Annotated in this window: 11 protein-coding genes; 8 read left to right on the top strand and 3 right to left on the bottom strand. The window is 61.0% G+C overall.

All coding sequences use genetic code 11. The features are described from left to right. Nucleotides 1–61: 61 nt before the first annotated feature. From dnaQ to C8K63_RS06185, 3 genes are all read right to left on the bottom strand, one after another. Complete coding sequence (dnaQ, locus tag C8K63_RS06170; protein WP_046037200.1) at nucleotides 62–820, bottom strand: DNA polymerase III subunit epsilon; 759 nt, start codon at nucleotides 818–820, stop codon at nucleotides 62–64. A 195-nt stretch (nucleotides 821–1,015) separates the two neighbouring features. Continuing rightward, nucleotides 1,016–1,468 carry a ribonuclease HI gene (gene rnhA / locus C8K63_RS06180; RefSeq protein ID WP_108215886.1) on the bottom strand — a complete coding sequence of 151 codons (453 nt, stop codon included), beginning with the start codon at nucleotides 1,466–1,468 and terminating at the stop codon, nucleotides 1,016–1,018. A gap of 92 nt (nucleotides 1,469–1,560) precedes the next feature. Further along, complete coding sequence (locus tag C8K63_RS06185; protein WP_108215887.1) at nucleotides 1,561–2,319, bottom strand: class I SAM-dependent methyltransferase; 759 nt, start codon at nucleotides 2,317–2,319, stop codon at nucleotides 1,561–1,563. Nucleotides 2,320–2,384: 65 nt separating this feature from the next. On the opposite strand from C8K63_RS06185, the gene gloB reads away from it, so the two are divergent. From gloB to fabI, 8 genes are all read left to right on the top strand, one after another. Further along, nucleotides 2,385–3,152 carry a hydroxyacylglutathione hydrolase gene (gene gloB, locus C8K63_RS06190; RefSeq protein WP_108215888.1) on the top strand — a complete coding sequence of 256 codons (768 nt, stop codon included), beginning with the start codon at nucleotides 2,385–2,387 and terminating at the stop codon, nucleotides 3,150–3,152. A 99-nt stretch (nucleotides 3,153–3,251) separates the two neighbouring features. Beyond that, complete coding sequence (locus C8K63_RS06195) at nucleotides 3,252–4,682, top strand: transglycosylase SLT domain-containing protein (protein ID WP_108215889.1); 1,431 nt, start codon at nucleotides 3,252–3,254, stop codon at nucleotides 4,680–4,682. A gap of 225 nt (nucleotides 4,683–4,907) precedes the next feature. Continuing rightward, entirely contained in the window at nucleotides 4,908–6,728 is a 1,821-nt protein-coding gene (locus C8K63_RS06200) for an extracellular solute-binding protein (protein ID WP_371920732.1), read from the top strand. Next, nucleotides 6,725–8,566: an extracellular solute-binding protein gene (locus C8K63_RS06205; RefSeq protein ID WP_108215891.1), complete on the top strand. Its 1,842-nt coding sequence runs from the start codon at nucleotides 6,725–6,727 to the stop codon at nucleotides 8,564–8,566. The genes C8K63_RS06200 and C8K63_RS06205 overlap by 4 nt, the downstream gene beginning before the upstream one ends. Nucleotides 8,567–8,570: 4 nt before the next feature. Then, a complete protein-coding gene (locus tag C8K63_RS06210) occupies nucleotides 8,571–9,644 on the top strand; it encodes a microcin C ABC transporter permease YejB (RefSeq protein ID WP_008051869.1) in 1,074 nt (357 codons plus the stop codon). A gap of 1 nt (nucleotide 9,645) precedes the next feature. Then, nucleotides 9,646–10,665: an ABC transporter permease gene (locus C8K63_RS06215; protein ID WP_108215892.1), complete on the top strand. Its 1,020-nt coding sequence runs from the start codon at nucleotides 9,646–9,648 to the stop codon at nucleotides 10,663–10,665. Nucleotide 10,666: 1 nt separating this feature from the next. Further along, nucleotides 10,667–12,277 carry an ABC transporter ATP-binding protein gene (locus C8K63_RS06220; RefSeq protein ID WP_108215893.1) on the top strand — a complete coding sequence of 537 codons (1,611 nt, stop codon included), beginning with the start codon at nucleotides 10,667–10,669 and terminating at the stop codon, nucleotides 12,275–12,277. Nucleotides 12,278–12,297: 20 nt separating this feature from the next. Next, complete coding sequence (gene fabI, locus C8K63_RS06225; RefSeq protein ID WP_108215894.1) at nucleotides 12,298–13,092, top strand: enoyl-ACP reductase FabI; 795 nt, start codon at nucleotides 12,298–12,300, stop codon at nucleotides 13,090–13,092. Nucleotides 13,093–13,102: the final 10 nt, after the last annotated feature.

The following is a 13,102-nucleotide window of genomic DNA, read 5'->3' on the forward strand; positions in this document are numbered from 1 at the left end:
GGGAATGTGTAACCCTGTAGGAGCTGTCGAATGAAACGAGGCTGCGATCCTTAAGAAACATCTACGCCTGCGCTTCAGCCTCAGCCAACTGCACCCACAACGCCGGAGCACCCGCGGATTTGCCGATGATTTCCAGGCGCGCCGCGTGGCGGGCCAGGTCGTCTTCGCTGGCGCGGATGATGCGCGTCGGCTGGCGATCTGCTGGCAAACGGCGAATCTCGGTGGCCGAATTGTCCGCCCCTTCACCGGAGCCATTGCCATCGGAGGCGTTACCGGCCAGGGACAGACTGGTCTGCCCCCCGGTCATGGTCAGGTAGACGTCGGCGAGAATCTCGGAGTCGAGCAAGGCGCCGTGCAGTTCACGGCCGGAGTTGTCGACGCCATAGCGCTTGCACAAGGCATCGAGGCTGTTGCGCTGCCCCGGGTGACGTTCCCGGGCCATCATCAGGGTATCGAGGATCGAGCAGTGCTGCGTGATGTCCGCGCGGTCCTGCTGCCCCATCAGGGCGAATTCGTTGTTGATGAAGCCAACGTCGAACGCCGCGTTATGGATGATCAGCTGCGCGCCCTTGATGAACTCGAAGAACTCTTCGGCCACTTCGGCAAAACGCGGCTTGCCCACGAGGAATTCGTTGGTGATGCCGTGGACGCCGATGGCGCCCTCGTCACTCTCGCGATCGGGTTGCAGGTACACATGAAAGTGCCGGCCCGTCAGGCGTCGGCCGATCAACTCGACACAACCGATTTCGATAATCCGGTGGCCGTCGGTCACCGGCATGCCGGTGGTTTCGGTGTCGAGTACTACGGATCTGGTGGCCATCAGCGCTCAGCTCTCAATCGGTCAATCGTGCAAAAGCGGCGATGTTAACACGCTCGCAGGGGTCTTTCAGGCGGACCGTGTTGCGCCCTTCGCGAGCAGGCTCGCTCCCACAAGGAATCTTCGGCATATGGAGCTCAACTGTGGGAGCGAGCCTGCTCGCGATTGGCCGCAACCCGGTGTATCGGTTGAACCGAATCAGCCCTGCTTGTACCCGCGCACTTCATCGACGCCACGGTTGGCCAACTGGTCGGCTCGCTCGTTGCCGTGATGGCCAATGTGTCCGCGCACCCATTTCCAGGTGACCTTGTGGCGGTTGACCTGCTCGTCGAGCAACTTCCACAGGTCAGCATTCTTCACCGGCTCCTTCGCCGCGGTTTTCCAGCCGCGCTTCTTCCAGTTGTCCATCCACTCGTTGATGCCTTTCATCACGTACTGGGAGTCGGTCACCAGCAGCACATCGCAGGGACGCTTGAGCTCTTCCAGGCCGCGGATCGCGCCCATCAGCTCCATGCGGTTGTTGGTGGTATTGGCTTCGCCGCCCCAGAGTTCCTTTTCGACGCCCTTGCACACCAGCAGCGCGCCCCAGCCGCCAGGGCCAGGATTGCCCTTGCAGGCGCCGTCGGTGAACAGTTCTACGCTATCGCTCATGCCAATCTATCCAGAAAATGCGCTGGCCCGCCGATCGCTGATCGACAACGGCCGAAGCCGGGACAGGCCCGGCCGCAAATAAAAAGTATGTATTACGGTTCGATGTTGCGCCGGTTGACCTTGGCCATCGGCAAAGGAATCAGCTTGCCCATCGGCTCGCGCCGCTCCTGACGAACTGGTCGCAGGCCCACCACGATCTTGCGCGCCACCAACAGATAGAAGCCGCCGCCCGACAGTTGCCAGTCACCTGCCTTGCGCTCCCAACCGGCCAGGCGGGTCTGCCATGCCGGTGACGCAAGCGGCGGACGATAGCACCCGAAGCGGCGTTTCTCCAGCGCGAAGCCCAGCAGGTTCAGCCAGTCCGCGACCCGCGACGGCGAAATGCAGCGCGCCTTGCGCAGCGCATCCTGGGCAAACACATGCCGCAGCCCCCAAGTGCTCCAGGGATTGATGCCGACGATCAGCAAATGCCCCCCGGGCCGCACGCTGCTTGCCGCCTCGCGAAGCAGACCGTGGGGCGACAGACAGAAATCCAGACCATGCTGCAGCACCACCACGTCGGCAGCATGTTCACTCAACGGCCAGGCCTGTTCCTCACAGACGATCTCGACCCCCGGCAACGGCGCGCCAAGGCGCACATTACGCTGCACCTGCGGGGCTGACGGCGGGGTCTGGGCCGAGGGGCCGTAATGCACCAGATAACCACCAAAGAACCGCCCGAGTTCGTCTTCGAGCATGCGCCGCTCTTCGTCCAGCAGAAATTGCCCGATGGGACCGGCCAGCCACTCGCGGGCGGCGCTGATCAACGCCAGCCAGTCAGGATCGGCTTGTGCGAACGCTTTATCAGTCATTGCATTCTCCAACGCGCCAGGAAGTTCTAAGATGCGCCAATGTTTTCCGCTTGGCGAATCCGACGATGATACAGATCACTGCCCTGCCCGCCTTCACCGACAACTACATCTGGTTGTTACAAGACCACGGCAGCAAACGCTGCGCGGTCGTCGATCCGGGTGATGCCGCCCCCGTGCAGGCCTGGCTCGGTGCCAATCCGGGCTGGGTACTGAGTGATATTTTGATCACTCATCACCATCATGACCACGTCGGCGGCGTCGAGTTGCTGAAAAAAGCGACGGACGCGAAAGTCTATGGTCCGGCCAGCGAAACGATCCCGGCGCGGGACGTTGCGCTCAAGGACAACGACAAGGTCAGTGTGCTCGGCCTGGACTTCGATATCTTCACGGTCCCTGGCCACACCCTGGGGCATATCGCCTATTACCATCACGGCTTGCTGTTCTGCGGCGACACCTTGTTTGCCGCCGGCTGCGGGCGGTTGTTCGAAGGCACGCCACAGCAAATGTACAGCTCGCTGACACGCCTCGCCGCGTTGCCGGAAGACACACTGGTCTACTGCACCCACGAATACACCCTCGGCAATCTGAAGTTTGCGGCGGCCGTCGAACCGAACAATCCGCACACCGCCGAGCGCCTGGCCAAAGTTACCCGCCAACGGGAATCCGGGATCATGACGCTGCCGTCGACACTGGCACTGGAAAAGCTCACAAACCCGTTTTTGCGCTCCGGTGAAACATCCGTTAAAGAAAAAGCGGACGAACGGACCGGCACCGATAACTCGGCGCCCGATATGGTTTTTGCTGCTATTCGAGCGTGGAAAGACACGTTCTAAAGGGATCTCGCAAGGTTGCAACAATTCTGAAAGGTTGACCGCGCAGGGTGCCCTTTCTAGAATCGCCCGACATTTTTGCCCGGAACTTACTTCCAGCCAATGTCGTCACCTATTCGCAAAGCCATCAGTTCAGACGCATTGACCCGCTTGGCTCAAGCCATTGCGGTGGCTGTGTCCGCCACCCTGGCGGGCTGTTCCAGCCATGCGCCGCAGACCGATGCGGCGCACGCGCAGAACATCGCCGCGCGCGCCAAGCAGAAGCCGATCTGGCTCAGCGAAAAACCCAGCCCGCAAATTCCGCAGGACGTCTGGGAGCGTATGCGCCAGGGCTTCCAGTTGCAGGACGGGCTGGGCGTCAACCCGCGCATCGAGCAACAGCGCCTGTGGTTCGCCAGCAATCCATCTTTCCTCGAAAACGCCGGCGAACGTGGCAGCTTATACATTCATTACATCGTCGAACGCCTTGAAGAGCGCAACATGCCACTGGAACTGGCACTGCTGCCAGTGATTGAAAGTGCCTACAACCCAATGGCCTATTCCCGGGCCGACGCGGTGGGTCTTTGGCAATTCATCCCCTCCACCGGGCGTTACTTCAACCTGCGTCAAACCCGTTTCTATGATGGCCGTCGCGACATCACCGCCTCGACCACCGCCGCGATGGATTACCTGAGCCGCCTGCACGACATGTTCAATGGCGACTGGTTGCTGGCCCTGGCGGCCTACAACGCCGGCGAAGGCACCGTCAGCCGGGCCATCGAGCGCAACGAGCGTCTCGGCCTGCCGACCGACTACTGGAACCTGCCGCTGCCCGCCGAAACCCAGGCCTATGTGCCAAAGCTGCTGGCACTCTCGCAAGTGGTGATGGCGCCGGAAGCCTACGGCGTGAACCTCAACCCGATCGCCAACGAACCCTACTTCCAGGTCGTCGAAATCAACCAGCGCATGGACCTGTCCAAAGTTGCTGAAGTCGCCAACATCGATGAAGACGAACTGTTCCAGCTCAACCCGGCCTTCAAGCAGCGCACCACCATCGACGGCCCGCAGCACCTGCTGGTGCCGACGTCCAAGGCGCAACTGCTGACCAGCAGCCTGCAGACCATGCGTCCTGAAGAGTTGATCAGCAAAAAATCGCTCAAGCCGGTCTTCGAAGGTGCCGACGACACTCAGGTCGCCAGCGTCAGGCGCTCCTACCGGGTCAAGCGGGGTGACAACCTCGGCGCCATTGCCAAGGCCAACGACGTTGACGTGAAGGACCTGCAACGCTGGAACAAACTGACTGGCAAGAACCTCAAGCCCGGCCAGACCCTGGTCATGCAGGACAACAGCAAACGCAGCTCCGGGCGCGTCAACACCGTGATTGCAGCCAATACCAAAAAACAGCAGACCACGTACAAGGTCCAGCAAGGCGACTCGCTGTACATCGTGGCCAAGCGTTTCAACGTGGAGATGCAGCACCTCAAGCGCTGGAACCCGCGTGTCGGCCAGGCGCTGAAGCCTGGCCAGATGTTGACGGTGGCCAATCCGCACTAAAACTGTAGGAGCAGCCGGTCGACGCTCGATTGCTCGCGAAAGTCGCCAACGATAACGCGGGCATTCTGGATAAATGCCGCGCCCTCAGGTTCTTCGCGAGCAAGCTCGCTCCTACAGGATTGCGACCGCCCAAATCTCCCGTCTTTTTCCTGTCCATACAAGCTGTTACTGTACGGTCCACAAAGCCCAAGCCGCCTGGATCGGATCTCCTATTTGAAGCGTCCCCTGCCCCTGCTCCTGATCAGCCTGGCGTTGAGTTCCACCGCAAGCGCGACGATCAGCGAAAGCCATGGTTATGCGCAATTCGGCACGCTCAAGTACCCGGCCCGATTTACCCACTTCGACTGGGTCAACCCGCAAGCGCCCAAGGGCGGTACGTTGCGGGTCATGGCATTTGGCACCTTCGATACGCTCAACCCCTACACCTTCAAGGGCACCAGCCCGGTCACCACAGCGAATTTCCTGCAATACGGCATCAACGAGCTCAACGAACCGCTGATGGTCGGCACCGGGCAGTACGCGCCGTCAGGTGATGAGCCCGCGTCCAGCTATGGCCTGATTGCCCAGTCCGTGGAGTACAGCGAGGACCGCAGCTGGGTGGTGTTCAACCTGCGCCCCGAAGCACGCTTCCATGACGGTACGCCGATCACTGCCTACGACGTCGCGTTCTCATATCGTGTGCTGCTCCAGAAAGGCCATCCGCTGTACCGCACCAGCCTTCAGGAAGTGCTGCGTGTCGACATTCTCAACTCGCAGCGAATCCGTTTCGTATTCAAGCGCGCCGGCAATCCGCTGCTGATCCTGCGCCTGGGTGAAATGCCGGTGCTGGCGCAGCACTACTGGAAAGGTCGCGACTTCAAAGCCACCACCTTCGAGCCGCCGTTGGGCAGCGGGCCATATCGCATCACCTCGGTCACGCCAGGACGGCAGATCGTCTTCGAACGGGTCAAGGATTACTGGGGCAAGGACCTGCCGGTCAATCGCGGCAAGTACAACTTCGACCGCATGGAAGTCGAGTTCTACCGCGACAGCGACGTGGCGTTCGAGGCATTCAAGGCCGGTGAATTCGACATCTACATCGAGCATCAGGCGAAGAACTGGGACACCGGCTACAACTTCCCGGCCATACGCCGCGGTGACGTGATCAAGGCGCAGATCCCCCACCAGATCCCGACCCAGACCCAGGGCCTGTTCATGAACAGCCGTCGCCCGGCATTCTCGGACGCCAGGGTCCGTGAAGCGCTGGGGCTGATGTTCAACTTTGAATGGACCAACCGCACGCTGTTCAGCGGCGCCTACCATCGTGCCATGAGCTACTACCCCAACAGCGAATTCTCGGCCAGCGGTTTGCCGGTCGGGCACGAATGGCTGTTGCTCAAGCCTTATCGTGAACAGCTGCCGGCCAGGCTCTTTACCGAGCCGTTCAGTCTGCCGCAGACCGACGGGCACGGCATCCCCCGAGAGACCTTGCGCAAAGCCCTTGACCTGCTCGCCGAAGCCGGCTGGAAGCTCAATGGCCAGCGTATGCAAAACGCCACCGGGCAACCCTTGCGGCTGGAGTTGCTGCTGGTCAACCCGAATCTGGAACGCATCCTCCAGCCTTACGTCGAGAACCTCGCCAGCATCGGCATCGACGCTCAGCTGCGCACCGTCGATCGCGCGCAATACAAGCAGCGCCTCGATCAATTCGATTTCGACATGATTCTGATGACCCTCAACCAGACACTCAGCCCGGGCCTGGAACAGTGGCAGTATTTTCACTCCAGCCAGGCCGGGGTCAAGGGCAGCAAAAACTACGCCGGCATTGCCGACCCGGTGGTCGACCATCTGCTCGAGCAGTTGCTGGCCGCCCGGACCCGCGATGAACAGGTCGCCGCCGGCAAGGCCCTCGACCGCGTGCTGTTGTGGCAGCACTACATCGTTCCCAACTGGTACCTCAACTATCACCGCCTGGCGTACCGCAACCGGCTCGCCTTCGTCACCACGCCGCCCTATACCCTGGGCCTGAACGCGTGGTGGCTGAAATCTTCGGAGAAAGATCAATGAACCCCATCCGCACCCTGCTCTTGCAGGCCAGCGGCCTGTTGTTCGCCGGGCTGGCCTGCGCCGCCCCGCAACACGCCTTGACCCTGTACAACGAGCCGCCGAAATACCCGGCCGACTTCAAACACTTCGATTACGTCAATCCCGACGCGCCCAAGGGCGGGATTTTCCGTCAGGCCGGTTTCGGCGGTTTCGACAGTCTCAACCCGTTCATCAGCAAAGGCGTGCCGGCGGAAGATATCGGCATGATCTACGACACCCTGGCCAAGCAAGGGCTGGACGAGCCGTTCACCGAGTACGGTTTGATCGCCCGCCTGATCGAGAAAGCCCCGGACAACGCTTGGGTGCGCTTTTACCTGCGCCCCGAAGCACGCTTCCATGACGGCCATCCGGTACGCGCCGAGGACGTGGTATTCAGCTTCCAGATGCTGACCAAGGACGGCGCGCCGATGTACCGCGGCTACTACAACGACGTGGCCGAAGTGGTCGCCGAAGACCCGCTCACCGTGTTGTTCAAGTTCAAGCACACCAACAACCGCGAGCTGCCGCTGATCCTTGGCCAGTTGCCGGTGCTACCCAAGCATTGGTGGGCCGACCGCGACTTCAACAAGGGCAACCTGGAAATCCCGCTGGGCAGCGGCCCGTACAAGGTCGCCGAAGTGAAGGCCGGACGCTTGGTGCGTTACGAGCGCGTCAAGGATTACTGGGGCAAGGACCTGCCGGTCAATCGCGGTTTCTACAACTTCGACGTTATGACCACCGACTATTACCGCGACAACACCGTGGCCCTGGAAGCGCTCAAGGCCGGGCAGTTCGACTATTGGCTGGAAATGAGCGCGAAAAACTGGGCCAACGCCTACAACACTCCGGCGATCACCGAAGGTCGACTGGTCAAGGAACAGATTCCCAACGGCAATCCGACCGGCATGCAAGGTTTCGTCTTCAACCTGCGCCGCCCGGTGTTCCAGGACGTGCGCGTGCGCCAGGCCTTGTCGCTGTTGCTGGACTTCGAATGGACCAACAAGCAACTGTTCAACGGTGCCTATGTGCGTACCCGCAGTTACTTCGAGAACTCGGAAATGGCCGCCACCGGCCTGCCTGATGCCGAACAGGTGGCGATCCTCGAGCCTTTGCGCAGCAAGCTGGCGCCGCAAGTGTTCAGCGAAGCGTTCCAGAACCCGACCACCGACGGTAGCGGCATGATCCGCGCCCAGCAACGGCAAGCCTATCAACTGCTGCAAGAGGCCGGCTGGCGCATCGTCGATGACAAAATGGTCGATGCCACCGGCAAACCGGTGGTCATCGAATTCCTGTTGGCCCAGACCGAGTTCGAACGGGTGCTGCTGCCGTTCAAGCGCAACCTGAGTGACCTGGGCATCGATCTGGTGATCCGCCGGGTCGATGTCTCGCAATACATCAACCGCGTGCGTTCCCGGGACTTCGACATGATCGTCGGCAGCTTCCCGCAATCCAACTCGCCGGGGAACGAACAACGGGAATTCTGGATGTCGGCCGCTGCCGACAAACCCGGCAGCCGCAATTCCATGGGCCTGAAAGATCCGGTGGTCGATCAACTGGTCGAGCAATTGATCAACGCCGATTCGCGCAGCAGCCTGGTGGCCCACGCCCGCGCGCTGGACCGCGTTCTGCAATGGGGCTATTACGTAATACCCAACTGGCACATCAAGACCTGGCGCGTGGCGTACTGGAACCACATCGGCCATCCAAAGGTCTCGCCTAAATACGACATCGGCACGGCCACCTGGTGGGTCAAGCCCGACATCAAGCCGGCGATAGAAGTCGAAACCACACTGCAGGCCGATCCTGCAGGCACGGAGTAATCAGATGCTGGCGTATATTTTTCGGCGACTGCTGCTGATCATTCCGACCCTGTTCGGCATCTTGCTGATCAACTTCGTGATCATCCAGGCCGCTCCGGGCGGGCCGGTGGAACAGATGATCGCCAAGCTCGAAGGCTTCGAAGGCGCCACCAGCCGTATCGCCGGCGGCGGTGCCGAAGTCTCGGTGGCAGGCTCGGCCTATCGCGGTGCCCAGGGCCTGGACCCGGCGCTGATCAAGGAAATCGAGCACATGTACGGCTTCGACAAATCGGCGCCGGAACGCTTGTGGATCATGGTCAAGAACTATGCGTCCCTGGATTTCGGCGACAGCTTCTTCCGCGACGCCAAGGTCATTGACCTGATCAAGGAAAAGATGCCGGTCTCGATCTCCCTCGGGCTGTGGAGCACGCTGATCATGTACCTGGTGTCGATCCCGCTGGGGATCGCCAAGGCCAAGCGGCACGGCAGCCACTTCGACGTCTGGACCAGTTCGGCGATCATCGTCGGCTACGCGATCCCGGCGTTCCTGTTCGCCATCCTGCTGATCGTGGTGTTCGCCGGCGGCAGTTACCTGGACTGGTTCCCGTTGCGCGGGCTGACCTCGAACAACTTCGATGAACTGAGCATGGGCGGCAAGATCCTCGACTACTTCTGGCACCTGGCGCTGCCGGTGACCGCGCTGGTGATCGGCAACTTCGCAACCATGACCCTGCTGACCAAGAACAGCTTCCTCGACGAAATCAACAAGCAGTACGTGATCACCGCCAGGGCCAAGGGCCTGACCAACCACCGCGTGCTTTACGGCCACGTGTTCCGCAACGCCATGCTGTTGGTGATCGCCGGCTTCCCCTCGGCCCTGATCGGCATCTTCTTCACCGGCTCGTTGCTGGTGGAGGTGATCTTCTCCCTCGACGGCCTCGGCCTGATGAGTTTCGAAGCGGCGATCAACCGTGATTACCCGGTGGTGTTCGGCACGCTGTTCATCTTCACTTTGCTGGGGCTGGTGGTGAAACTGATCGGCGACCTCACCTACACCTTTGTCGATCCGCGCATCGATTTCGAAAGCCGGGAGCATTGAGATGAACCTGTCCCCTCTCAATCGCCGACGCTTCGAACTGTTCAAGGCCAACAAGCGTGGCTGGTGGTCGCTGTGGCTGTTCCTGATCCTGTTTGGCGCAAGCCTGGGTGCGGAGCTGATCGCCAACGACAAGCCGCTGGCGGTGCATTACGACAACAACTGGTACTTCCCGGCGCTCAAGCGTTACCCGGAAACCACCTTCGGCGGCGAATTTCCACTGGAAGCCAACTACAAGAGTCCGTACATCCGCGAACTGCTCAAGGCCAAGGACGCCTGGGTGCTGTGGGCGCCTATTCCCTACAGCTACCAGAGCATCAACTACGACCTGAAAGTCCCGGCCCCGGCACCGCCCTCGACGGACAACCTGCTGGGCACCGACGATCAGGGCCGCGATGTGCTGGCCCGGGTGATCTACGGCTTCCGCATTTCGGTGCTGTTCGCCCTGACCCTGACCGTGCTCAGTTCGATCATCGGCGTGTTCGCCGGGGCCTTGCAGGGTTTCTACGGTGGCTGGGTGGATCTGGCCGGGCAACGCTTCCTGGAGATCTGGTCCGGGCTGCCGGTGTTGTACCTGCTGATCATCCTCGCCAGTTTCGTGCAACCCAATTTCTGGTGGTTGCTGGGGATCATGCTGCTGTTCTCGTGGATGAGCCTGGTGGACGTGGTACGCGCCGAATTCCTGCGCGGGCGTAACCTGGAATACGTACGCGCCGCCCGCGCCCTGGGCATGCAGAACGGTGCGATCATGTTCCGCCACATTTTGCCCAACGCGATGGTCTCGACCATGACCTTCATGCCGTTCATCCTCACTGGCGCCATCGGCACATTGACCGCCCTGGACTTCCTCGGTTTCGGCCTGCCGGCGGGCAGCCCGTCCCTGGGTGAACTGGTGGCCCAGGGCAAGTCCAACCTGCAGGCGCCCTGGCTGGGCATCAGCGCCTTTGCGGTGCTGGCCTTGATGTTGAGTTTGCTGGTGTTCATCGGCGAGTCAGCTCGCGATGCCTTCGACCCGAGGAAGTGAAATGAATCAGCACAATCTGATCGAAGTGCGCAACCTGGCCGTCGATTTTGTCGTCGGCAATCGCTGCCAGCGGGCGGTCGAAGGCGTCAGCTTCGACATCAAGCGCGGTGAAACCCTGGCGTTGGTCGGCGAGAGCGGCTCCGGTAAATCGGTCACCGCACATTCGATCCTGCGCCTGCTGCCCTACCCGCTCGCCCGGCACCCGTCCGGCACCATCGAATATTCCGGACAGAACCTGCTGGACCTGAAAGAAAAAACCATCCGCCACATTCGCGGCAACCGCATTGCGATGATCTTCCAGGAGCCGATGACCTCGCTCAATCCCCTGCACTCGATCGAAAAGCAGATCAACGAGGTGCTGGGCATCCACAAGGGCCTGACCGGCAAGGTCGCGACCAAGCGCACCCTGGAGCTGCTGGAGATGGTCGGCATTCCCGAGCCGCACATGCGCCTCAAGGCCCTGCCCCACGAGCTGTCCGGCGGCCAGCGTCAGCGGGTGATGATCGCCATGGCCCTGGCCAACGAGCCTGAACTGCTGATCGCCGATGAGCCGACCACCGCGCTGGACGTGACCGTTCAGCTGAAAATCCTCGAATTGCTCAAGGAACTGCAGGCCCGATTAGGCATGGCGCTGCTGCTGATCAGCCACGATTTGAACCTTGTGCGAAGAATTGCGCATCGCGTATGTGTCATGCAGCAAGGTTGCATCGTCGAACAGGCATCGTGCGAAGAGCTGTTCCGCGCGCCGCAGCATCCGTACACTCGGGAGCTGCTGGCAGCGGAGCCCGGCGGCAAGCCTGCAAGCAACGTGATCGGCCCGCCCTTGCTGGCGGTCGAGGACCTGAAAGTCTGGTTTCCGATCAAGAAAGGCCTGCTCAAACGCACGGTGGATTACGTCAAGGCGGTCGACGGCATCAATTTCAATCTGCTCCAGGGCCAGACCCTGGGGATCGTGGGCGAAAGCGGTTCCGGCAAATCGACCCTGGGCCTGGCGATTTTGCGCTTGATCGCCAGTAAAGGCGCGATTCGTTTTGAAGGCCAGCAGCTGGACTGCCTGACGCAGCAACAGGTCCGGCCGCTACGGCGGGAGATGCAAGTGGTGTTTCAGGATCCGTTCGGCAGCCTGAGCCCACGGATGTGCGTGAATGACATCGTTGGCGAAGGCCTGCGAATCCACAAGATGGGCACCGGGGCGGAACAGGAACAAGCGATCATTGCAGCACTCAAGGAGGTAGGCCTGGATCCGGAAACCCGGCACCGCTACCCCCACGAATTTTCCGGCGGGCAACGGCAGAGAATCGCCATTGCCCGGGCATTGGTGTTAAAACCGGCGTTGATTTTGCTGGACGAGCCGACTTCGGCCCTCGACCGCACGGTACAACGCCAGGTAGTGGAGCTTTTGCGTTCGCTGCAAACCAAGTACAACCTGACGTATCTGTTTATCAGCCATGACCTGGCTGTGGTGAAAGCGCTGAGCCACCAGTTGATGGTGGTCAAGCATGGCCAAGTGGTCGAACAGGGAGACGCGCAAAGCATTTTTGCCGCCCCCCGACATCCGTATACACAGCAGTTGCTGGAAGCCGCTTTTCTGGCTCCGGCCACTGCGCAATAACCTGAAAAGAGGAGCAACACATGGGTTTTCTCGCCGGTAAGCGCGTACTGATCGTCGGTGTCGCCAGCAAGCTGTCCATCGCATCCGGCATCGCTGCCGCCATGCATCGCGAGGGCGCTGAGCTTGCCTTCACTTATCAGAACGACAAACTCAAGGGTCGTGTCGAAGAGTTCGCACAAGGCTGGGGGTCGAGCCCTGAGCTGTGCTTCCCGTGCGACGTGGCCAGCGATGAAGAAATCGCCAAGGTCTTCGAAGCACTGAGCAAGAAGTGGGACGGCCTGGACTGCATCGTGCACTCCGTAGGCTTCGCACCGGGCGACCAACTGGACGGCGACTTCACCGAAGCCACCACCCGTGAAGGTTTCCGCATCGCTCACGACATCAGCGCCTACAGCTTCGTGGCCCTGGCCAAGGCTGGCCGCGAAATGATGAAAGGCCGCAACGGCAGCCTGCTGACCCTGTCGTACCTGGGCGCCGAGCGCACCATGCCGAACTACAACGTCATGGGCATGGCCAAGGCTTCCCTGGAAGCCGGCGTACGTTACCTGGCCGGCTCCCTGGGCCCGGAAGGCACGCGCGTCAACTGTGTATCGGCTGGCCCGATCCGCACCCTCGCCGCTTCCGGCATCAAGAACTTCCGCAAGATGCTGGCCGCCAACGAAGCGCAAACCCCGCTGCGCCGCAACGTCACCATCGACGAAGTCGGCAACGCCGGCGCCTTCCTGTGCTCGGACCTGGCGTCCGGCATCAGCGGTGAAATCATGTACGTGGACGGTGGCTTCAACACCACGGCCATGGGCAGCCTCGAAGAGTAATCTTCGGTCA

This window comes from Pseudomonas sp. GV085, assembly GCF_003050925.1.
Lineage (GTDB): Bacteria > Pseudomonadota > Gammaproteobacteria > Pseudomonadales > Pseudomonadaceae > Aquipseudomonas.

Coding starts and splice junctions, on each gene's coding strand:
- dnaQ (WP_046037200.1), bottom strand. CDS start 820: ATGGCCACCAGATCCGTAGTACTCGACACCGAAACCACCGGCATGCCG.
- rnhA (WP_108215886.1), bottom strand. CDS start 1,468: ATGAGCGATAGCGTAGAACTGTTCACCGACGGCGCCTGCAAGGGCAAT.
- C8K63_RS06185 (WP_108215887.1), bottom strand. CDS start 2,319: ATGACTGATAAAGCGTTCGCACAAGCCGATCCTGACTGGCTGGCGTTG.
- gloB (WP_108215888.1), top strand. CDS start 2,385: ATGATACAGATCACTGCCCTGCCCGCCTTCACCGACAACTACATCTGG.
- C8K63_RS06195 (WP_108215889.1), top strand. CDS start 3,252: ATGTCGTCACCTATTCGCAAAGCCATCAGTTCAGACGCATTGACCCGC.
- C8K63_RS06205 (WP_108215891.1), top strand. CDS start 6,725: ATGAACCCCATCCGCACCCTGCTCTTGCAGGCCAGCGGCCTGTTGTTC.
- C8K63_RS06210 (WP_008051869.1), top strand. CDS start 8,571: ATGCTGGCGTATATTTTTCGGCGACTGCTGCTGATCATTCCGACCCTG.
- C8K63_RS06215 (WP_108215892.1), top strand. CDS start 9,646: ATGAACCTGTCCCCTCTCAATCGCCGACGCTTCGAACTGTTCAAGGCC.
- C8K63_RS06220 (WP_108215893.1), top strand. CDS start 10,667: ATGAATCAGCACAATCTGATCGAAGTGCGCAACCTGGCCGTCGATTTT.
- fabI (WP_108215894.1), top strand. CDS start 12,298: ATGGGTTTTCTCGCCGGTAAGCGCGTACTGATCGTCGGTGTCGCCAGC.